We start from the raw sequence: 22292 nt of genomic DNA, 5'->3' as shown, positions 1-22292 counted from the left end.
GTTTTCTGGACCATGTCACTAAACTCAACATTACAGCCGACGCGGTGCGGCGGATTTTGAGTTAAATAGTAGGTTGAGAGACCGATAGCCACCACGCGCGTCGCAAAGGATGAATGACGAAAAAGCAGTGCGCGTTCCGCTAAGATTTTTGGTTTTTCTGCTACGAACGAACAACTTTGCCAAAAACAGATGCAATTGTAAGCTGCCTTGCATGCACGCCATTCCACGAGGAGAGTTATGATGAAGTTAGCATTTCCGCTCGCGTTGTGTTTCATCGGTACTACGGCATTGGGACAAAACGACGTCGAACGCACCGTCGTAACCAACGTTCACCTCTTCGACGGTGTGAGCGACGAAAGGCTTGAAGACATCAGTATTCTGATCGAGGGTCATCTGATATCCACGATCTCAACAGACCCAATTTCTGCCGAAGGTGCTATTGTAATCGATGGCAACGGCGGGACGCTAATGCCTGGATTGGTCGACAACCACGTGCATCTTTCAATGGTGACCGTGACAATTCCGGATCTTTTGTTCGGTGAACCAACCTATCCGCTTGTCCGTGCCGTGCGAGACGCAGAAGAGATGTTGATGCGTGGAGTCACAACAGGTCGTGATATGGGAGGCAACATTTTTGGTCTGAAGCGGGCAATTGACGAGGGCGTCGTCCCTGGTCCTCGCATCTATCCGTCCGGGCGCTTTTTATCGCAGACATCTGGACACTTCGACTTTCGGACAAAAACCGAAACGCACCGGGCATTCAGCGGAATTGAACCAACCGGGGACAGGCTTGGCTGGGTGTTTACCGTGGATGGTGTCCCTCAAGTCTTGGCCGCCGCGCGAGAGAACCTTAGGCTCGGTGCTTCGCAGATCAAGATCGCTGCGGGTGGAGGCTATTCATCACCGACTGATCCGCTTATGTCGACGCAGTTTACATTTGAAGAGATGAAGGCGGCAGCGGATGCCGCAACGGACTTCGGAACTTACGTAACCATGCACGCCTATACCCCGGATGCCGTCAATCGAGCCATCGATGCCGGAATAAAAGACGTCGGACATGGGCAGCTGCTTGATCGGCCAACTCTGGAACGCATGGCCGAAGAAGGTGTCTTTCTAAGCACTCAACCATTCACGGTCTGCAACGAACCGCAGCTTGATGCTTTTTCCAACTCTAAACTGAATACGGTCTGCCAAGGAACGGCAAACATGTACCAAATCGTGAGTGAGCTACCTGAGCTGAACGTTACTTGGGGAACCGACCTGTTTAATGTGCCCGATGCCTCGGATCAGGTTCAGCAGTTGGAGCGACTACTACAATGGTTTGAACCGGTTGATATCTTAAAACAGGCGACTGGTAACGCGACAGCCCTTCTTGCGATGAGCGGAGATAAGAACCCTTACCCAGACGGACCAATCGGGCGAGTCGTGGAGGGCGGATACGCTGATCTACTGATCGTTGAAGGAAACCCACTCGAAGATTTGGCTGCTGTTACAAATGCAGACAACATCAAGTTGATAATGAAAAATGGTGAGGTTTTCAAAGACACTTTGGAGTAGGATGTTGCAGTTTTTGTCGATTGGACTCTCAACGTGGGCTGCGATTGCGTTAGCGCTTTTGTGTTTGCCGATCCCTGCGCATGCGTTGGAACCGCACGACCAAATCGAATGGGCCGAACTGGTCGATGTCGAAGCTCAAGACTTTGAAGATCCGTTTACTGATCTGGACGCAACGCAGCTGTCTCAGCTCTCGGAGATTGCGCGTATCAAACAACAGGCTACGCAAGGATCTATTGACGCAAAGCTGAAAAAAAGGGGCGAGATCCGGCTTGAAGAGCTTGAAGGCAAGTTGCGGGCTCAAGGTGTGGATGTCGACTGGCTTATTTCACAACGTTGGATCGTCGCGGAACGGCGGCACAATGCCTATTGGCGCGGTAATGCCGAATTGCAAAACAAACGTGTCAGCCTTGTGGGTTACGTCGTACCAACGATGCAGGTTTCGACAGGAGAATTGGTGGCATTTTTTGTTCCGCAAGCTGGTATGTGCAGCCATCTTCCACCTCCACCTCCCAACCAACTTATCAGAATCGGGCATGCGAAGACGGAGGACATGGGGTTTGGTCGGATGGAACCTGTCGAGATCACCGGAACGCTGATCGAGAATAGATCTACTGAATTGGTCAACGTAGTAGACGGCCTACTGGAGATGAACAGCTCTTGGTTGCTTGAAGTCGAATCCGTCGTTCGCGCTCCTACTTCCAAACCAGCGATGCTTAGGCCCGGAATACTGAGAAAATAGACTTCTGTTGCAACCTGCACCCAAGACTTTGCAAAGTCCGCTTTCTGCGCATCACAGACTTTCGCGAGAATCCAAGAAAAAAAGGCCGCTTGGAACCCAAGGGGCCTTGGGAGGCCCCGTGCTGGGTTGGGCACCGCAAAGGACCAAAACCGTAACAACTACGCCAAAAACTGATTGAATTCATCGCTAAGGCAGACAATCGCGCAGCGCAAAACTATGGGCAAACCACGCAAACTTTTGGGGTGCGCGAAGTGTTATGCGCAAACCTACACGGTCTAGAAATCCAGGTTTTCCACACTCAACGCATTTTGCTGGATGAACTCTCGGCGCGGTTCAACCACGTCTCCCATCAGTTTGGTGAACAGGTCATCCGCTTCGACCATATCGTCCACACGTACCTGCAGCAGGGTCCGCGCGTCAGGGTCCAGCGTGGTTTCCCACAGCTGGTCGGGGTTCATTTCGCCCAGACCTTTATAGCGCTGCAGCGACAGACCCTTTTCCCCTTCTTCCAGAATAGCACGCAACAGGTCCAGCGGGCCGTGGATGACCTGCGACCGGTCGCGCCGGATCAAGGTTGCGGGTGTGTTATAGACTTCTTGCAGGCTTTGCGTGAAGCTGCCGGTCTTGCGCGCCTCGCCCGAGCGCAGCATCGGGCCATCCAGCGTGCGCACCTCTTCGACGCCGCGTAGAATGCGGGCCAGTCGGATGCCGTGATCCTGCGTGATACGCCCCTGCCAACCACGCTCGTATTCAAGCGCGATCAGGTCGAGACGGGCGGCAACCTTGTCGGCGACGCCTTGCAGGTCAGCATCTACGGCGCCAGGTACGAACGCGCCGGCGACTGCCGCTTGTTCCAGAATGTGACGTGGATAGTGAGTCGGGAAGGCGTCCAGAACGCGTTTCAGTTGGCGTGCTTCGTCGACGACGCGGGTCAGATCCTGCCCGATGATTTCCTCGCCCGAACCCAGTTTCAGCACAGCCCCTTCGACGCCCTGATTGATCAGGTAGTCGTCCAACGCCGCCTGATCTTTCAGGTAAACCTCTGATTTACCGCGTGAAACTTTGTACAGCGGCGGTTGTGCAATATAGAGATACCCGCCTTCGATCAGCTCCGGCATCTGCCGGTAGAAGAAGGTCAGCAGCAGCGTCCGGATATGCGCGCCGTCCACGTCCGCATCGGTCATGATAACGATCTTGTGGTAGCGCAGCTTTTCGATGTTGAACTCATCGCGGCCAATGCCAGTGCCCAGCGCCATCACGAGGTTACCGATTTCCTGAGACGACAACATCCGGTCAAACCGCGCTCGTTCGACGTTCAGGATTTTACCGCGCAGGGGAAGAACCGCTTGCGTCAGCCGGTCCCGACCGGTCTGCGCCGATCCGCCAGCCGAGTCCCCCTCGACCAGGAACACTTCGGTCTTGGACGGGTCTTTCTCGGAACAGTCTTTCAGCTTACCGGCCAGATAGTTCACATCCATCGCCGTCTTGCGGCGGGTCAGTTCACGCGCCTTGCGGGCGGCCTCACGGGCCAGGGCGGCTTCGATGATTTTTCCGACGATCCCTTTGGCCTCATTCGGGTTTTCCTCGAACCACTCGGCCAGTTTTTCGTTCATCAGACCTTCGACTGCAGGGCGGACTTCGGACGAGACCAGCTTGTCTTTGGTCTGGGACGAGAATTTCGGGTCCGGCACTTTGACCGATAACACACAGGTCAGGCCTTCGCGCGCGTCATCGCCGGTAAAGCTGACTTTTTCCTTCTTCGCGATCCCGCTGGATTGCGCATAGTTGTTGATCGTCCGGGTCAGCGCACCGCGGAAACCGGCAACGTGTGTACCGCCATCCCGCTGCGGAATGTTGTTGGTGAAGGGCAGCACCGTCTCATGGTAGCTGTCATTCCACCACATCGCGATTTCGACGCCGATGTCGTCCCGCTCACCCTTGATATAGATCGGTTCGGGCATCGCCGGAGACTTGGACCGGTCGAGGTATTTCACGAACTCCTTGACGCCGCCTTCGTAGAACAGCTCGGTCTCAAGCCGTTCCGCGGGCCGTTCGTCGATCAGGATGATGCGCACGCCGGAATTCAGGAAGGCCAGCTCGCGCAGACGCTTTTCCAGCGTCTCGAACGAGTATTCGAGGTTCGAAAACGTGTCGGTCGAAGCCAAAAACCGCACCTCGGTCCCGGTACGGTCTCCGCAATCGCTGACCACTTTCAGGTGTTCCGCCGTCTCACCACCCTCAAAGCGCGCGACGTGTTCCTTGCCGTTTCGCCAAATGCGCAGCTCCAGCCAGTCGGACAACGCATTCACGACCGACACACCCACGCCGTGCAGACCGCCGGACACCTTGTAGGAGTTGCTGTCGAACTTACCGCCCGCGTGCAGCTGGGTCATAATAACCTCAGCCGCAGAAACGCCTTCTTCGGGGTGAATATCCACCGGAATTCCGCGCCCATTGTCACTCACCGAGACACTGGAGTCGGCGTGAATTTTGACGGTTACATGGTCAGCATGACCGGCCAGAGCCTCGTCAATTCCGTTGTCCACGACCTCGTACACCATGTGGTGCAGACCCGAGCCATCGTCCGTATCCCCGATATACATACCGGGGCGCTTGCGAACTGCTTCTAACCCTTTGAGAACCTTGATGGAATCTGCACCATATTCCTGGGGTGCCTGTGCGTCTTCGGACATGCCGTCAGTACCTATATTATTTTGGTAACTTATACGTTTTCTGGGGGGGAATGTCACGCGCTGCCCCAACATTTTGTGTCAGAGATGCATGATTCTGGTGCTTTCGGCAGTGGACTGCCTAAACCCTACAAACGTTCAATATCTGACGCGATATCTGCGGCAATCTCATGGGCGTCGACATCGCTGCGTTCTGCCGACAAACGCAGCCCCAAAAGGTCGGATTGATACCGTGTCGCAAGCCGGTTCGGATCGTGGTCCGGACCGATATCCCCGTCTTCCTGGGCCTGGCGGAACAGATCTGCAAAACACGCCTTCATCTCGGCCATATGCCAACCTGCCTGTTCAGCCAGGGCGTGGTCCTTGGCCTGCAATTCGGCATAGGTTTTGGCCAGCATGCAGGATTTGGCCGGCGCGCCATTGGCCTCAATCACCAATCGCGGTTGTGTCTTCAAGGCGTCCAGAGGACCCAGCCGTTCTGCCAAGGCCCGCAACCGCGCAACGCCTTCTTGCGCGTAGCGCTCTAACGCCAAGCCATACAGCGCGTCCTTGGACCCAAACGCCGCGTAGAAACTGCCGGGCTTCAGCTTCAACTCGCGTTCCAGATCTTTCAGCGACGTCCCCGCCCAGCCTTGACGCCAGAAGATATCCCTGGCCCGGGCGATCAGGGCATCACGGTCATATTCGGGTTTGCGTGGCATCATCTTCACCAATTCTTGAACGGTTGCTCAAATATATACTTGAGCGATCGCTCAAGAAAGACTATTTCTGCCCTATCGCGCCAGAAAAGGAGTTTTCACATGGCCAACTTCCCATCCCACGACCTCGATTCCGCGCCCGAAGGGTCCAAACCGCTGCTGGAAAAGTCGCAAGCCGCCTTTGGCCGCCTGCCCGGACTGCACAAGGTAATGGCCGAAAGCCCCCAGCATCTGGAAGGCTATCAGGTGTTGCACGGCCTGTTCATGCAGACCGATTTCGACAATGACGAGAAAACCGTTGTCTGGCAGACCATCAACGTCGAAAACGAATGCCATTACTGCGTTCCCGCGCATACAGGCATCGCCAAGATGATGAAGGTCTCGGATGAGATTACCGAGGCGCTGCGCAACGAAACCCCGCTGCCATCGGCCAAGCTTGAGGCCCTGCGCACCTTTACACTGCAAGTGATGGAAACCCGCGGCAACCCGACCGAGGAACAGTTGCAAGCGTTCTTTGACGCAGGCTATTCGCACCGTGCGGTTCTGGATGTGGTGCTGGGTCTGGCTCAGAAAACCATGTCGAACTACGTCAACCACATGGCCAAAACGCCGGTCGACGAAGTCATGCGCGGCTTCCTGTGGGAACGTAAGGTCAGCGAACCCGCCTAAGTACTGACGACCGAGCCCTCATCGCCTTCAGTCACGATCAGCGTTTGGGCTCGGTCACCCAGTTCCGCAAACAGCTCAGGCCCGGTACCCGTCATCCAGGCCTGAGCCCCCAACGCGCAAATTTCGTCATAGAGTGCTGCGCGCCGCCCCGCATCAAGATGCGCGGCCACTTCATCCAACAGAACGATCGGCGGCGCACCTACCATCCCTGCCAGCGCCCGTGCATTCGACAGGATCAACGACACCAACAAGGCTTTCTGCTCACCGGTCGAACAGTCCTTGGCCGGAACGCCTTTGGCCGCAAAAACACCGTACAGGTCCGACCGGTGCGGCCCCACCAATGTGCGTCCGGCCGCCAGATCGCGGAAGCGGCTTTCATTCAAAGCCTCGCGCAAATCCTCCGCGGATGCCGGCATCGCGCCTTCGGTTTGAATCAGCTCTAACTCAGCGGATGGGAACGCGGTTTCCGCCTGATCTTGCGCTGTGCGGAGATGGTCTAGTGCGGCAAGCCGCGCCGCATGGATACGATGTCCGGTCTCAGCCATCTGCCCCTCAAGCGCGGCATACCAATGGGCATCGCGCACCTGTTCCTTCAACAGACGATTCCGCTCGCGCATGGATTTTTCATACGTCAGGGACGCCTCTGCGTGAGACGGATCAAAGCTCAATGCGATCCGGTCCAGAAACCGCCGTCGCCCTTCGGCCCCTTCGATCCAAAGACGATCCATCGACGGGATCAGCCACACGACCCGCGCGAGTTTGCCCAGTTCAATCTGGCTGGAGGCCTTGCCATCAATCCGAACCTGCCGCGCAGCACCCGCCTCAGACCAGGTCTCGATCTCATATTGCTTCCCTTGTGCGTACAGCAACCCGGACAGTTTCCAACCCAGCGCTTCAGGGCGTCGGGTCATTTCAGCTGCGCTGGCCCGCCGCATTCCGCGACCGGGCGAAAACAGAGACACTGCCTCCAGAATATTGGTCTTGCCAGCGCCATTTGGCCCGTGAATCGCAACAGGCCGACCATCCAAAGCCAATCGCGCCAGCTTGTGCGACCGAAAATGCGAAACGATAATCTCGGTCAGGGCCAAACCCATGACCCCTCCCTTCATCTTTTCAAAAATACTCCCGCCGGAGGCATCGCACGTCAGTGCGATCAGACGCGCATCGGCATGACAACATAGACCGCGCTTTGGTCGTTGCCTTCGCGCATCAGGGTCGGATCACCTGCCGAGTTGAACAAGAACACAGCGTTCTCGCGATCTACCTGGCTTGCGATCTCAAGCAGGTATTTTGCGTTGAACCCGATCTCAAGCCGCTCATCCCCATAGGCCACGGCCAGCTCTTCTTCGGCGGCACCACTGTCAGGCGCGTTCACCGAAAGAACCAGCTTGTCCGCATCCAGTTGAAGTTTTACCGCACGCGAACGCTCTGAAGACACGGTCGCCACGCGGTCGACAGCCTGCGCAAACTCGGCAGCATCCACTTCCAGCTGGCGTGTGTTGCCCTGCGGAATCACACGGGTGTAGTCCGGGAAGGTTCCGTCGATCACTTTCGACGTCAGAGTGATGTCGGGCGTCGCAAAGCGCACCTTCGTTTCGCTGACAGAAACGGCAATATCCATTTCGTCATCATCCAGCAGCTTGCGCAGCTCACCCACTGTTTTACGCGGCACGATGACGCCGGGCATATCGGCGGCCCCATCTGGCAGGTCCGCATCGATCCGCGCCAGTCGGTGACCATCGGTTGCAACACAACGCAGCACCTTGCCACTGTCGGATCCGTCGGCCACATGCATATAGACGCCGTTCAGGTAGTACCGCGTCTCTTCCGTCGAAATCGCGAATTTCGACTTGTCGAACAAACGCCGCAGCAAAGCAGCAGACGCCGTAAAGTTCGATTGGTATTCCGAGGACGCCATCACCGGGAAATCCTCTTTCGGCAGCGTCGCCAGCGAAAAATTCGACCGACCCGCCTCTACCGTCAGACGACCTGCGGCGCTGTCGGCGATCAGGGTGACCAGCGCACCATCGGGCAGTTTGCGCACAATCTCATGCAGGGTCGTCGCCGCAACCGTCGTGGCTCCGGCCTTTTCAACCTGCGCGGGCGCTTTGTCGACAACCTCGATGTCCAGATCGGTTGCCCGGAACATGGCCTGATCGCCTTCGGCCTCGATCAAGACATTGGCAAGTATGGGAATGGTGTTGCGACGTTCGACAACAGATTGGGCCTGGGAAACGGCCTTGAGAAGGGTGCCGCGTTCGATGCTGATCTTCATACCCTCAATTCCTCTGACTTGCGTGCCGAAATGGGCGGGACTGGCACGTTAGCGGTTCCGCCCTGAGGCACAAGGATTTTTTACGGATTTCTCGGTTGGATTACCCAATGCGTCAAGGGCCGCGTGGCCCGGCGGGCACAGTTCCTGTTCAACCGTGGATTATTGCGCACAAGAAAACGCCCCGGGCGTGAGGGTCCGGGGCGTTTCCTGAGTTATTGCGACAGACGTCAGGCTTCCAGGGCGCGACGCAGCATTTCCACATCTTCGGCGATCTGGCCGTCGGTCGTTTTCAGCTCTTCGATCCGCTTAACGCCGTGCATGACCGTAGTGTGGTCACGCCCGCCGAACCGGCGGCCAATCTCGGGCAAGGACCGGCTGGTCAGTTGCTTGCACAGATACATCGCGACCTGACGCGGGCGGGCATAGGACCGCAGGCGTTTGGGGCCGATGATGTCGCTGAGGCGGATGTTGTAATAGTCCGAGACCTTGCGCTGAATTTCTTCGACCGTGATCTTGCGCTCGGAGGCGCGCAGAACATCGGCCAGGCAATCCTGCGTCAGCTCCATGTCGATCTCGCGACCAACCAGAGATGCAAACGCGAACAGACGGGTCAGGGCACCTTCCAGTACGCGGACGTTGGTCGAGATGCGATGGGCAAGGAATTCCAGAACGCCATCGGCGATGGTCAGGTCAGGATAGGTCGAGCTGTACTGCTGAACCTTGTTCTGCAGGATTCCCAGACGCAGTTCATAGTCGGTCGGGTGCAGGTCAACAACCAGACCGCATTGCAGGCGCGATTTCACGCGATCTTCCAGATCTTTGATCTCGCCCGGCGCACGGTCGGCGGAAATGATGATCTGTTTGTTTTGGTCCACCAGAGCGTTGAACGTGTGAAAGAACTCTTCCTGAGTCGAGTCCTTACCGGCGATGAACTGCACGTCATCCACCATCAGAACATCGACCGAGCGGAACAGATGTTTGAAGTCCATCATCCGACGCTCGCGCAGGGCCTGCACAAAACGGTACATGAACTGTTCTGCCGACAGGTACAGGACGTTTAGATCAGGGTGCTTGGTTTTCAGCTCCCAGGCGATCGCGTGCATCAGGTGCGTCTTACCAAGGCCCACACCACCATACAGGACCAGCGGGTTGAACGTCACGGGACCGCCTTCGGATACGCGGCGCGCGGCAGCATGTGCCAGCTCATTCGGCTTGCCGACAACAAAGCTGTCAAACGTGAAACGGGAATCCAACGGCGCGGCCTGCAGCGATTCCAAAGCATCATTCCCACCCTCGAGCTGCGGCGCAGCAGGTGCTTCGGCCACACCGGCAGGTTCGGCCTGGGCCTCGACTGTCGGGCGGGCCGGTGAATTTGCAGCCACACGGAAAGCCAGCCGTTGTACGGATTCCCCGGCGGTGTTCATCTCATACAAGATGAGGTCCGCAAAGTTCTGACTGACATAGTTGCCCATGAAATTGGTGGGAACGGAGAACACCGCAACGCCGTCCTGCAGCTCTTGGAATTCAAGAGGCTCAATCCAGGTAGTGTAGTTGTTCTTTCCGATCGCCTTGAGCAACTTGTTACGTAGTAGTCCCCATTTCTCTTGTGTCATTAAGCGCCTCACGCATCCCATTCTTTATTGGCCTGTCGGCCTTATTACTAAGCTCCGGTCGCCCGGTTTAAGCAATCGCACGCAAAGGGATACCAATCGCCAAACCGCAGAAGTTTGGCGGGTGTATTTCAGAAAGTCCGCACTACCCAATTAGCCAGCGCCTCATGACAGAAACGCCCTGAAACAGGGTTGCGCATCGCAATCTCATTTTCGACAGGGCTTTGTTCCTTGGTCCCCCAAGGCCCACAGCAGATCAGCAAACTGGTTGCCAACATTCGTTCCGGACCATCCTGATGCCCGTCAGTTCGGTCGCTGGAACAGCCTGTCCCCCCAAGCGAGTGAATCGCTGAATTAGTGGTAACAAGAGGCCAAGGCGTCCGGCAACGAAACTCTGATGTTGACTCGGCTCTTTGGCCGAAAGAATCTCTCAGATTTGTGAAGGCGCGGCATTCCGGCAACAGCACAAAAAAAGCGCCACTATTTGTGACGCTTTTTGAACAATCAGAAGCGCAACGGTTGACCCGAGGTCAACCCCAGGGCTTAGCCCAGCGCTTTGACGCGTGCCGACAGACGCGACATTTTACGCGATGCGGTGTTCTTGTGGAACACGCCTTTGGTGACGCCGCGCATCAGTTCGGGCTGAGCGGCGCGCAGAGCTGCGGTTGCAGCGTCTTTGTCACCGGATGCGATCGCTTCTTCTACTTTACGCAGGTAGGTGCGAATGCGCGAACGGCGTGCTTTGTTGATTGCGAAACGCTTCTCGTTCTGACGAGCGCGTTTTTTTGCTTGGGGCGAATTTGCCATCTGTGTCTCTGACCTTTGGTTCGGTACGTTATCAAGGGTTGCGCGCCACGGAATATCCGCACCGGATCAGAAATCACGAGTGTGAGTCGGGCCAAGCGGGCCGCACGCGCATGTATAGCGGCGCTTACTATCCAAGTTGGCGGGGTTTGCCAAGCCGATTCTTTCAAGGCGCATGGCAGGTATGAAAAAGGCGGGCCAAGACCCGCCTGTTTAATCCGTATAGGGCACCGCTTACTTGTCGCGGAATTGCGCAGCGCGCTTTTCCAGGAACGCAGCCATGCCTTCTTTCTGATCCTCGGTCGCGAACATCGAATGGAAAACGCGGCGTTCGAACAGCATCCCCTCACTGAGCGGCAATTCATAGCTGCGGTTCACGGCCTCTTTGGCGGCCATTGCGGTCAGCTGAGACTTTTCAGCAATCTTCTGGGCCGCGCCCATCGCCTCTTCCATCAGCTTTTTGGCGGGAACCACACGGCTGACAAGCCCGGCGCGTTCGGCCTCTTCGGCATCCATGAAACGACCCGTCAGGTTCATGTCCATTGATTTGGACTTACCCACAAAACGCGTCAGACGCTGACTGCCGCCCAGTCCTGCAATGACGCCAAGGTTAATCTCGGGCTGGCCGAACTTGGCGGTATCGGCAGCGATGATGAAATCGCACAGCATCGCCAATTCGCATCCGCCGCCCAACGCATAGCCTGCAACAGCCGCGATGATCGGTTTGCGGATCGCGCAGACGCGGTCGTTCAAAGCACCAAACAGGTTCGAGCTGTAAACATCGACAAAGCTCATCTCGGACATCTCTTTGATGTCCGCGCCAGCCGCAAAGGCCTTTTCCGATCCTGTAATGACGATGCAGCGCACCTTGTCATTCGTGTCCGCGTCTTCCAACGCGGTGCACAATTCCTGGGCCAGCTGCGAATTCAGCGCATTCAGCGCATCGGGTCTGTCGAGCTTGATAAGTGCGACGTGGTCTTCGATTTCGACGATGATCGTCTCAAAAGCCATGAGGTGTAAGCTTCCGGTTGTTCCGTTCAGGTACGATTCCTTATCACGCGCATTCGCTGGATCAAGTTATCTTTGGCATTGCGCGCAATAGAAGGATGAGCGACCGGACTGAGTGATTCTTTTGATCAGCGCGCCGCATCCTTCCGTTCGGCATGGTTCGCCTTCGCGGCCGTAAACATCGAAACTGTGCTGAAAATATCCAAGTTCTCCATCAGCTTGGCGGAAATCGCGCAACGACGAACCGCCAGCTTCGATGGCATCTTGCAGCACCTGACGGATGATCGGAACCAATGCCGCAACCCGCGACGCAGAAATTTGCCCTGCTTTACGACGTGGCGACACGCCCGCGCGATAAAGCGCCTCGCAGACATAGATATTGCCCAATCCGGCAACGATTCCCTGATCCAGCAGCGCGGATTTGACCGGCGTGTTCTTACCTTTGAACGCATTGATCAGGTACTGTTCGTGAAAATCGTTCCCCAACGGCTCGGGTCCCAGAACTGACAACAGCTTATGGTCCTCGGCCGTTACGGTCGGCAGCAGGTCCATCGCCCCGAACCGTCGCGGATCATTGAAGGTCACCCGCGCGCCATTGGCCATGTGAAAGACGACATGATCATGTTTTTCGGGCATGGGATGGTCATGCACGAATTGCCCCAACGGGTCACCGGATACGGTCATGCGCCCGGACATACCGAGATGAATCAATAGAGTCTCACCACTGCTCAGGTCAGCCAGAATGTATTTCGACCGCCGCCGCAACCGATCAACGCGCTGCCCGGTCAGCCGTTCGGCCATCCGTTCGGGAAAAGGCCAGCGCAGATCGGGGCGGTTTACATCGGCGCGCTCGATCACAACGCTTTCCATCGCCGGGGACAAGCCGCGTCTTACTGTCTCGACCTCGGGCAATTCGGGCATTACAGGGCTCCTAATTCAAAGGGCCGCATTGTGCCCCGGTTCCAGAGCCCTATAACAGAGGCGAAATTCGACAAACGGCAAGGCAAATGTCCGACAACAGCGACAAGACCACTCATTTCGGGTTTGAAACCGTCCCCGAGGCTGAAAAAGCCGGGCGCGTGCAGGGCGTGTTCAACTCGGTCGCCTCAAAGTATGACGTGATGAACGATGTCATGTCGATGGGCATTCACAGGGTCTGGAAAGACGCGATGATGGACTGGCTGGCCCCGCGCCCCGGTCAGCGCCTTTTGGACGTCGCAGGCGGCACCGGAGACATTTCGTTTCGCTTCCTGAAACGCGCAGGCCATGGCCACGCCACTGTTTTGGACCTGACCGAGCCGATGCTGGTCGAAGGCCGCCAACGCGCCGAGGCGGACCAGATGTCTGACAGTTTGAACTGGGTCGTGGGTGACGCAATGTCCCTGCCCTTTGATGACAACACCTTTGACGTCTACACGATCTCGTTCGGCATCCGGAACGTGACTCGCCCGCAAGAGGCTTTGAACGAGGCGTTTCGTGTCCTCAAACCCGGCGGCCGCCTGATGGTACTAGAGTTCAGCCAGTTGCCGAATGACGGGTTGCAGAAGCTCTATGACCTGTACAGTTTCAACGTCATCCCGCGCATGGGCAAACTGATCGCTAATGACTACGACAGCTATCAGTACCTTGTGGAATCCATCCGCAAGTTCCCCGATCAGGAAACGTTTCTGGATATGGTCCGCGCGGCCGGCTTTGAAAACGCCAAGTATCGCAACCTGAGCATGGGCATCGCCGCGCTGCATTCCGGCTGGAAGATCTGATGCGCGGCCCTCACAACATCATTCGCCTGATACGCACAGGCGCCACGCTCGAGCGCACAGGCGCCATGAACGTGGTGCTGGACGCTTTTGAGGCACCGCGCGCCCTGCGTATTGTGGCGCACGCTTTGGGCAAACCGTTCCAGTGGCTGGGATACAAGGGCGACCCGAACATGCCACCGGCAACGCGGGCTCTTACGGCACTGGGACCTGCCTACATCAAGTTTGGTCAGGTTCTCTCGACCCGCCCGGATGTGGTCGGCGACGAACTGGCCGCGCAATTGCGCGTGCTGCAGGACAAGCTGCCCCCTTTCCCCAAGGCCGAAGCTATGGCCGAGGTGGAAAAAGAACTGGGTCAGCCGGTTTCCGAGATTTTCAGCGAATTCAGTGAACCCATCGCTGCGGCGTCGATTGCGCAGGTGCACAAGGCCAAGCTGACAAGCACCGGCGAGGACGTCGCCGTCAAAGTCCTGCGCCCCGGCATCGAACGCGCTTTCCGCAAAGATGTCGACGCCTTCTATTTCGCCGCACGCATCGTGCAGCTCTGCGCCCCCGGTGCGCGCCGCCTGCGCCCGATGGAAGTGATCGAGCATTTCGATGGCGTCGTCCGCGGCGAGCTGGATCTGCGTCTGGAAAGCGCTGCAGCTTCGGAATACGCCGCCAACACCAAGGATGATTCAGGCTTTTGGCTGCCCCCGGTGGTCTGGTCCCTGTCTGCCCGCCGGGTGATGACCCTCAGCTGGGCCGATGGTATCCCGCTGGGCGACAACGACGCGCTGGACGCCGCAGGCCATAACCGCCGAGACCTAGCCGAACGGGTCCTGCGCCTATTCCTTCTGCACGCCCTGCGCGACGGCTATTTCCACGCGGACATGCACCAGGGCAACCTCAAGGTCGCCGCCAACGGGGACATCATCGCCTATGACTACGGCATCATGGGTCATATCGATGAATACACCCGCCGGGTCTATGCCGAGATTCTCTTCGGCTTTATCCGCCGCGATTACAAACGCGTGGCCGAGGTGCATTTCGAGGCCGGATACGTGCCAGCAGACAGGGACGTCGACGAATTCGCCCGCGCCCTGCGCGCCGTGGGTGAGCCGATCTTCGGCATGGACGCCACCCACATCTCGATGGGTCGCCTGCTGAATTACCTGTTCGAAGTGACCGAACGCTTTGGCATGGAAACCCGCACAGAACTGATCTTGCTGCAACGCACAATGGTGGTTGTTGAAGGCGTGGCGCGTTCACTCGACCCGCATATGAACATCTGGGAGGTCGCCCGCCCGGTTGTCGAGGACTATATCAAACAATCCATCGGCCCCCGCGCCGCCCTACGCGATTTTGGCAAGACGGCAATGGTGCTGGCACGCTTTGGTCCGCGCCTCCCCGCCCTGGTCGAAAACGCTCTGATCGCTCAGACGCAAAAAGACGTCTCGCAAAACAAAGGCCTTTCGTCAGCCATCCTGCCCGCAACGATCGGAGCCGCCGCCGGTGCCGCGCTCGTCCTGATCCTGACATCGCTCGGCTAGGATCAACCCGCCAGCTTCATCTGGCCAAAAATATCCTCGGGGGGAATTGCGCCTTGCGCAATGGGGGGCAGACAGCCCCCCTGCGACCTATCAGATCAAAGCCGCTCAAAGGCAATTGCGATACCCTGCCCGCCACCAATACACATGGTCACCAGAGCTTTGGAACCGCCGAGGCGCTCCAACTCATAGAGTGCTTTCAAGGTAATAATTGCGCCCGTTGCGCCCACTGGATGCCCCAACGCGATCGCACCCCCATTCGGGTTCACTTTTGCCGCATCCAGACCCAATTCCTTGTTCACTGCCAATGCCTGAGACGCAAACGCCTCGTTGCTTTCGATCACGTCAAATTCTTCGACCGACAAACCCGTGCGCGCCAGAAGGTTCTGAACGGCCGGAACCGGCCCAATCCCCATGACCTCGGGGCGCACGCCAGCGTGACCATACCCCAGAATACGCGCCTTCGGTTTCAGACCCGCTTTTTCAGCAGCGTCCGCCGTGGCCAGTACCATCGCGGCAGCGCCATCATTGATCCCCGACGCATTGCCCGCGGTCACACGACCGTCTTTCTGGAACGCAGGCCGCAAACCCGCCAAAGCCTCGGCCGAGGTCTGCTTGGGGTGTTCATCGACCATAAAGTCAACCATGTCACGTTTGACCCTGATCTGAACCGGAGCAATCTGGCTTTCGAAATAGCCCGCTCCAATCGCCTCCGCCGCGCGGGTCTGGCTGGTCAGCGCAAAGGAATCCATTTGCTCGCGCGTGATCTGGTGCTCATCCGCTACGTTTTCAGCCGTCACACCCATATGACCCGTACCAAACGGGCAGTTCAGCGCGCCCAGCATCATATCCAGAGATTTGACATCGCCCATTTTGGCACCCCAGCGCGCCTGCGGAACAATGTATGGGCTGCGCGACATGCTCTCGGCCCCACCGGCCAGGGCGAACTCGGCATCACCCAACATCAACGACTGCACCGCCGACACAATCGCCTGCGCCCCCGATCCGCACAAACGGTTCACGTTCATCGCAGGTGTTTCATTCGGAATGCCCGCTTGTTTCGCCGCGGCACGCGACAAGTACATGTCGCGCGGTTCGGTGTTGATGACATGACCGAAAACCACATTGCCGATCTGGGCGGGCTCAACACCGGACTTCTCCATCGCCGCTTCGGTCACCACAGTCGCAAGGTCGATTGGTGCGGTGGACGCAAGTGCCCCGCCAAATGTGCCGATCGCGGTGCGGGCACCATCAAGAATCACGATGTCTTTCATGTCTCTTCTCCTCTGGAATTTGGCGGAACTATGCCCCTGTGGCATCAGGCTGTCCCATGGAACGTACCGTCACAAGCGGAATTGACATCCCAAGCCCAAACGCGCATGAAATTCCGTCATGACGGAAAACACAGACGATATCCTGACACGCCTGCCCGCCCGCCTGAAAGAGGCGCGCAGGGCCAAAGGCCTGTCGCTAGAAGCCGTGGCAAACCTAAGCGGTGTATCCAGATCCATGGTCAGCCAGATCGAACGCGGCGAAAGCAGCCCGACAATCTCGACCCTTTGGAACCTGACCCGCGCGCTGCAGGTGGATTTTGCTGGTCTGCTGGAGGAAGCAAACAGCGCAGATCAGATCGAGGTCCTCAGGAACTCCGAAGTGCCCAGTATCGACAACATGGGCCAAAACTGCCGGATACGCATTCTGTCTCCGCCCGAAGAGGCCGGCGGGCATGAGGTCTATGACATCCAGTTCGACGAAGGTGGCGCCCTGAACAGCCAACCTCATGCACGCGGCGCGCGCGAACAACTGACCATCCTTGAGGGCGCGGTGCGTGTCACGTCGGGCACGGCTGTCAGCAATCTGAAACAAGGTGATACCGCGCGCTATGCGGCAGATATTGCTCATTCGATTGCCGCAGATGGCCCTGCGCGGGTTTTTCTTATCGTAAAGAACGCTTGAGTCCGGCAGATTTCCGCCTTCACGGAAATTTTTCCGTAATTTCGTCATTCCCCTATTTGGGAAACGCTTCCGTTATGTTAGACACGCGACTCAGATGAAGGAGATCGCCATGGCAGATGCATTCCTGTCCCACATTTCGGACACCCTCGCGCAGATCGAAGCTGAAGGGCTTTATAAACGCGAACGAATGATCACCTCGCCTCAGGGCGGTGAGATTACGGTGGGCGACAAAAAGGTGATCAACCTGTGCGCCAACAACTATCTGGGTCTGGCCGACCACCCGGCGCTGATCGACGCCGCCAAGGGCGTAATGGAGCCCAAGGGATTCGGCATGGCCTCGGTCCGGTTCATCTGCGGCACGCAAGACATTCACTGTGAGCTTGAACAACGTCTGGCCAAGTTCCTGAACAAGGACGACGCGATCCTGTTCGCCGCCTGTTTTGATGCCAATGGTGGGCTGTTTGAGCCTTTGTTAGGGCCTGAAGACGCCATCATCTCGGACAGTCTGAACCACGCCTCGATCATCGACGGGGTGCGCCTGTGCAAGGCGAAACGCTATCGCTATCTGAACAACGATATGAACGATCTTGAGGCCTGGCTGAAGCAGGCGCGCGAGGACGGGGCGCGACATATCATGATCGCCACCGATGGTGTGTTCTCGATGGATGGGTACCTGGCCAACCTGCCGAAAATCCGAGAGCTGGCCGACAAATACGACGCCATCGTCATGGTCGATGACTGCCACGCCACCGGCTTTATGGGTCCGAATGGTGCTGGGACGCCGGATCATTTCGGCGTCGATGTGGACATTCTGACGGGAACCTTGGGCAAGGCACTTGGGGGGGCAATCGGCGGTTATATCGCCGGGCCGCAGCCAGTGATCGACCTGCTGCGGCAGCGGGCGCGGCCCTATCTGTTCTCTAATTCGCTGCCGCCCTCAATCGTTGCTGCCGGGCTGGAGGCAATCCGTCTTGTCGAAGAAGGCGATATGTTGCGTGCGCAACTGTTTGGCAACGCAAAGTACTGGCGCGCGGGGCTTGAAAAGCTGGGCTTTGATCTGCTGCCTGGTGAACACCCGATCATCCCCGTGATGCTGGGTGAGGCGCAACTGGCGCAGGACATGGCCGCGCGCCTGTTTGACGAGGGCGTTTATGTCTCGGGGTTCTTCTTTCCGGTTGTCCCACGTGGTCAGGCACGGATCAGAACACAGATGAATGCGGCTCTGACAAAAGACGAACTTGACCGCGCGCTGGCCGCCTTTGGCAAGGTCGGCAAGGATTTGGGGGTGATCTGATGCGACCAAACACGATGAAAGCCTTGGAAAAGTCCAAGCCCGAAGAAGGTTTGTGGATGGTCCAAGCCCCTGTCCCCGAGATCGGTCCCGAAGAGGTTCTGATCCGCGTCAACAAGACCGGCATCTGCGGGACAGATATCCATATCTGGCACTGGGATGATTGGGCCGCTGCGACAGTGCCAATCCCGATGATCACAGGCCATGAATTTGCCGGTGAGATCGTCGAAATGGGGCGCAATGTATCCGGGCTTGAGATCGGTCAGCGCTGTTCGGGCGAAGGGCATCTGATCACCACCGACAGCCGCCAGAGCCGCGCCGGCAAGTTCCACCTGGACCCCGGCACACGGGGGATCGGGGTAAACGAACAGGGGGCTTTCGCCCAATACCTGAAGCTGCCTGCGTTTAACGTGGTCCCCCTGCCCGACGATGTACCCGACGAGATCGGGGCCATTCTCGATCCGCTGGGAAACGCTGTTCACACCGCGCTCAGCTTTGATCTGTTGGGCGAAGACGTGCTGATCACGGGCGCCGGTCCCATCGGCATCATGGCCGCCGCCGTCGCGCGCCACGCAGGAGCGCGGCATGTGGTGATCACCGACATCAATCCCGATCGTCTGACGCTGGCCGAGCACGTCGTGCCAACTGTGCGCGCTGTGGATGTCAGCAAGGAAGACTTGCAGGACGTCATCACCGAACTTGGCATGCAGCAGGGCTTTGACGTAGGACTTGAAATGTCAGGTTCCCAAGCCGCGCTGGATCAGATGGTCGAGGCGCTTGTGATGGGCGGCAAGATCGCCTTGTTGGGTATTCCGCCCGGAAAATCTCCGGTCGACTGGTCCCGCATTGTCTTCAAAGCCATCACCATCAAAGGCGTCTATGGCCGCGAGATGTTTGAGACCTGGTACAAGATGATCGCCATGCTGCAGAACGGTCTGGATGTCAGCCGGGTGATTACACATCGGTTCAAGGTCGACGATTTTACCCAGGGCTTTGAAGCCATGAAATCCGGCCAATCGGGAAAGGTGGTCCTCGACTGGACCTAACGCTCTGGAGTTGCGCTGGATTAGACCCTAAACAAGGGTGACTCAGGCGTTTGGAGGAGCAAATGGGCGACAAGGATCACCGCTATCTTGAGCGTGGAATCGAGGACACTCTGGTCACCGATTTCGCGCAGAACCACCGCAAAAGCTATGGCGACTTTCTGCAGCTCAAGACTCTGTTGAACCTGCAAAAGACCTTCCAGGACCCCGCGCAACCGGATGAGATGCTGTTCATCATCATCCATCAGGTCAGCGAGCTGTGGCTGAAACTGATGCACCACCAGCTGGTCGAGGTACGGCGCTATCTGCAGCAGGATGATTTTGGCCCGGCGATGAAGAACCTCGACCGGGTCAAAGCGATCCAGCGGCAGTTGATCACCGCGTGGGAAACCTTGCTGACCATGACACCGGCCGACTACATGACCTTCCGGCAGGCGCTGGGCAGTTCGTCCGGTTTCCAAAGCTACGGCTATCGTCAGATTGAATTCATTTTGGGCAACAAGGATGCCTCGACCCTGAAAGTGCACGAACATGACGAAGAGGTCATGGCGCAGCTGAACGCTGCACTGACCAAACCGTCGCTCTATGACGAGGTGCTGCATATGCTGGCCCGCCAGGGGTTCGATGTGCCGGAGGATCTGCTCAATCGAGACTACGCGCAGCCCTATTCCGGAGACCCGCGCATTGTCAAAATCTGGGTGCAGGTCTTCCGCGATACCGAGCGATACTGGGACCTCTACGCGCTGGCGGAAAAGCTGATGGATGTAGAGTCCCTGTTCCAGCGCTGGCGGTTCGATCACGTCACAGCCGTGGAACGGGTGATTGGAAACCAACCCGGCACTGGAGGATCCAGTGGTGTGTCCTTCTTGCGCAAGGCCTTGGATTTGAAGTTCTTCCATGATCTTTACGATGTACGCACCGAGTTGATGTACACCGAGCAGGAGTAGGCGATGCTGTACCGGGGTTTCTCTCAGGACGAGTTGGAGCGGGAGTATTCTCCCAGTTCGATGATCGGCGGCGACTTGACGCCCTATCTGGACAGTTACGCCGCGCTCAGTGCGCAGCATCGATCGCAGATGGAAGTGATCGGGAACATCTCGTACGGTGATGGCACGGCTCAGGTTCTGGATTTCTTTCCTGCAAAGGGTACAGGCGCCCCGCTGCACATCTTTATCCATGGCGGCTATTGGCAGGCTCTGAGTCAGCGTGAATCGGCGATGATGGCCCCGGCGCTGATTCAGGCTGAACAGTCGTTTGTGACCCTCAACTACACGCTGGCCCCGCATGCGCGGATCGGCGACATGATCGCCGAATGCCGCGACGCCTTGCTGTGGCTGGCTGCAAACGCGCCCGATCTGGGCTTCGATCCCTCGCGCGTCACCCTGTCAGGGCACAGTGCCGGGGCGCATCTGGCCGCGATGGTCATGGCGAGCTCGGCCGACGCGCTGGCCCGTTCCGGTTTGCGCGTCCGCGATGTGATCCTGATCAGCGGAATCTATGATCTGGAGCCGATCAGCCAGACTTCGGTCAACGACCCGCTGCAACTGACCCCGGTCGAGGTGCACGACCTGTCCCCGATCCTACACCTGCCCGCGCCCGGCCCCCGCTATCACGTGACCGTAGCGGAACGGGACACGCCAGAGTTCATTCGCCAAAGCCGGGACTACGCCGAGGCTTTGCGCAAAGGCGGACATGCAGTCAGTTTCGAACTGCAGAAGGGGATGCAGCATTTCGATGTCATCATGCACCCACGCGTATTCTTGCTCACCTATAGGTAGTATGGAGTGTGGAAGGCCAGATAAGCTTACTCCGCGCTCTAAGTTAGGTGCGACCTTTGCGAATTGCCTTTTTTCAGCGGAGTTAGGGGCCTCCCGCTCGAACTCGCAAAGAACACACGCGAAAATTCTAACGGCACATTTCTTTAGCTGATTTGTATCCCCCAAACCCGGTCTTTCAGTGACACAGTCTGGGCGCGACGATTTAGCAGTACGTGCGTTAACAGCCAAAAAGCTGCCGTATTTCATAGATATGTTCTCAGCCATGCTATTTTCAGCTCGATGGGATCATAAGCCCGTCAGATTACAAACTTGGAGAACGCCATGTGTGGTTATTGTGCACGGGAATTGAATCCTGGGCTCATCGAAAAATTGAGAAACGAGCTTCCTAACACTGTGCCTACCAGCGGCGACACAAACGCGCCCGGACTCGCGGCTTTGATAAACTCGGATGCGGCTGTCGCTAGTGGAGAACTGCAATTTCAGGTTGACGAAATTTCCTTCCAGCCCGCTGAACAAGCGCCCGCTGCCAATGCTTGGGGCAGCGATGATGCCTTTGTTTTTGACGTACCGGTTCCGGACACGGGAAATGGCGCAATGGCCAGTTGGGTGGGACGCGGCCTATCGAATTTGACGGAACAAAAAGCCTCATCTCTATCACTACAAACCACAGATGCACCTGAAGCCGAGTTCTGGACGTTCAACACAGACCGATCCTTGGAGGATTGGCATTTCTAAGGCGCATTTGAGCCAGTACAAATTCGCAGAAGAACGTTCAGTAGGCGTATCTGGATCAGGCACGTTTTGAGCAGTACCGCGTCGTTGCGCCCGGTCCAGACCGAAAGCGGTGGACGTGTCAGTCAGTACTTGGCGCCTGGAAGTCTGTCATTT

At 57.4% G+C, this 22292-nt stretch carries 20 protein-coding genes; 11 read left to right on the top strand and 9 right to left on the bottom strand.

The window, feature by feature from the left end; genetic code table 11:
* Positions 1-240: 240 nt before the first annotated feature.
* Both J7416_RS19875 and J7416_RS19870 read left to right on the top strand, forming a co-directional pair.
* Positions 241-1557: an amidohydrolase family protein gene (locus tag J7416_RS19875; protein ID WP_247744386.1), complete on the top strand. Its 1317-nt coding sequence runs from the start codon at positions 241-243 to the stop codon at positions 1555-1557.
* A gap of 13 nt (positions 1558-1570) precedes the next feature.
* On the top strand, positions 1571-2296 hold the full coding sequence (locus tag J7416_RS19870) for a DUF3299 domain-containing protein (RefSeq protein WP_209227227.1): 726 nt from the start codon (positions 1571-1573) through the stop codon (positions 2294-2296).
* 275 nt (positions 2297-2571) lie between these two features.
* Here J7416_RS19870 and gyrB read toward each other — a convergent pair whose 3' ends face one another.
* Positions 2572-4989, bottom strand: coding sequence for a DNA topoisomerase (ATP-hydrolyzing) subunit B (gene gyrB, locus J7416_RS19865; protein ID WP_209227225.1), 2418 nt, complete (start codon positions 4987-4989; stop codon positions 2572-2574).
* Positions 4990-5114: 125 nt separating this feature from the next.
* Positions 5115-5687, bottom strand: a complete 573-nt coding sequence (locus tag J7416_RS19860; protein ID WP_209227223.1) for a TetR/AcrR family transcriptional regulator — start codon at positions 5685-5687, stop codon at positions 5115-5117.
* 99 nt (positions 5688-5786) lie between these two features.
* Between J7416_RS19860 and J7416_RS19855 the strand changes: the two genes are divergently transcribed.
* On the top strand, positions 5787-6353 hold the full coding sequence (locus J7416_RS19855; RefSeq protein ID WP_170428366.1) for a carboxymuconolactone decarboxylase family protein: 567 nt from the start codon (positions 5787-5789) through the stop codon (positions 6351-6353).
* Here the strand turns inward: J7416_RS19855 and recF are convergent.
* From recF to mutM, 6 genes are all read right to left on the bottom strand, one after another.
* Positions 6350-7447, bottom strand: coding sequence for a DNA replication/repair protein RecF (gene recF / locus J7416_RS19850; protein WP_209227221.1), 1098 nt, complete (start codon positions 7445-7447; stop codon positions 6350-6352). The two genes, J7416_RS19855 and recF, sit on opposite strands and share 4 nt — an antisense overlap.
* 59 nt (positions 7448-7506) lie before the next feature.
* Positions 7507-8628: a DNA polymerase III subunit beta gene (gene dnaN, locus J7416_RS19845; protein ID WP_209227220.1), complete on the bottom strand. Its 1122-nt coding sequence runs from the start codon at positions 8626-8628 to the stop codon at positions 7507-7509.
* A gap of 227 nt (positions 8629-8855) precedes the next feature.
* Entirely contained in the window at positions 8856-10241 is a 1386-nt protein-coding gene (dnaA, locus tag J7416_RS19840) for a chromosomal replication initiator protein DnaA (RefSeq protein WP_209227218.1), read from the bottom strand.
* 540 nt (positions 10242-10781) lie between these two features.
* The gene (gene rpsT, locus J7416_RS19835; protein ID WP_170351928.1) at positions 10782-11045 is read right to left on the bottom strand and encodes a 30S ribosomal protein S20; all 264 of its coding nucleotides are present in this window, start codon (positions 11043-11045) and stop codon (positions 10782-10784) included.
* A gap of 231 nt (positions 11046-11276) precedes the next feature.
* Positions 11277-12053: an enoyl-CoA hydratase gene (locus J7416_RS19830; protein ID WP_209227216.1), complete on the bottom strand. Its 777-nt coding sequence runs from the start codon at positions 12051-12053 to the stop codon at positions 11277-11279.
* Between the two features lie 66 nt (positions 12054-12119).
* Positions 12120-12971, bottom strand: a complete 852-nt coding sequence (gene mutM / locus J7416_RS19825) for a bifunctional DNA-formamidopyrimidine glycosylase/DNA-(apurinic or apyrimidinic site) lyase (RefSeq protein WP_209227214.1) — start codon at positions 12969-12971, stop codon at positions 12120-12122.
* Between the two features lie 86 nt (positions 12972-13057).
* Between mutM and ubiE the strand changes: the two genes are divergently transcribed.
* Together ubiE and ubiB are read left to right on the top strand one after the other, a co-directional pair.
* Positions 13058-13810, top strand: coding sequence for a bifunctional demethylmenaquinone methyltransferase/2-methoxy-6-polyprenyl-1,4-benzoquinol methylase UbiE (gene ubiE / locus J7416_RS19820; protein ID WP_209227212.1), 753 nt, complete (start codon positions 13058-13060; stop codon positions 13808-13810).
* Positions 13810-15339, top strand: a complete 1530-nt coding sequence (gene ubiB, locus J7416_RS19815; RefSeq protein ID WP_209227210.1) for a 2-polyprenylphenol 6-hydroxylase — start codon at positions 13810-13812, stop codon at positions 15337-15339. The genes ubiE and ubiB overlap by 1 nt, the downstream gene beginning before the upstream one ends.
* Positions 15340-15434: 95 nt before the next feature.
* Here the strand turns inward: ubiB and J7416_RS19810 are convergent, their stop codons facing one another.
* Positions 15435-16610 (bottom strand): acetyl-CoA C-acyltransferase family protein, encoded by a 1176-nt coding sequence (locus tag J7416_RS19810; RefSeq protein WP_209227208.1) that lies wholly within the window; start codon positions 16608-16610, stop codon positions 15435-15437.
* 118 nt (positions 16611-16728) lie between these two features.
* Between J7416_RS19810 and J7416_RS19805 the strand changes: the two genes are divergently transcribed.
* From J7416_RS19805 to J7416_RS19780, 6 genes are all read left to right on the top strand, one after another.
* On the top strand, positions 16729-17292 hold the full coding sequence (locus J7416_RS19805) for an XRE family transcriptional regulator (RefSeq protein ID WP_209227206.1): 564 nt from the start codon (positions 16729-16731) through the stop codon (positions 17290-17292).
* Positions 17293-17401: 109 nt separating this feature from the next.
* Entirely contained in the window at positions 17402-18586 is a 1185-nt protein-coding gene (locus tag J7416_RS19800; RefSeq protein WP_209227204.1) for a glycine C-acetyltransferase, read from the top strand.
* 14 nt (positions 18587-18600) lie between these two features.
* Positions 18601-19629 (top strand): L-threonine 3-dehydrogenase, encoded by a 1029-nt coding sequence (tdh, locus tag J7416_RS19795; protein WP_209227313.1) that lies wholly within the window; start codon positions 18601-18603, stop codon positions 19627-19629.
* Between the two features lie 62 nt (positions 19630-19691).
* A complete protein-coding gene (locus J7416_RS19790) occupies positions 19692-20573 on the top strand; it encodes a tryptophan 2,3-dioxygenase family protein (RefSeq protein ID WP_209227202.1) in 882 nt (293 codons plus the stop codon).
* 3 nt (positions 20574-20576) lie between these two features.
* Positions 20577-21404 carry an alpha/beta hydrolase gene (locus tag J7416_RS19785; RefSeq protein WP_209227200.1) on the top strand — a complete coding sequence of 276 codons (828 nt, stop codon included), beginning with the start codon at positions 20577-20579 and terminating at the stop codon, positions 21402-21404.
* Positions 21405-21713: 309 nt separating this feature from the next.
* A complete protein-coding gene (locus tag J7416_RS19780; RefSeq protein WP_209227199.1) occupies positions 21714-22139 on the top strand; it encodes a hypothetical protein in 426 nt (141 codons plus the stop codon).
* Positions 22140-22292: the final 153 nt, after the last annotated feature.

It is taken from the genome of Ruegeria sp. R14_0 (genome assembly GCF_017743975.1).
Taxonomy (GTDB): Bacteria; Pseudomonadota; Alphaproteobacteria; order Rhodobacterales; family Rhodobacteraceae; genus Ruegeria.
This window is presented reverse-complemented; position numbering and strand designations above follow the sequence as displayed.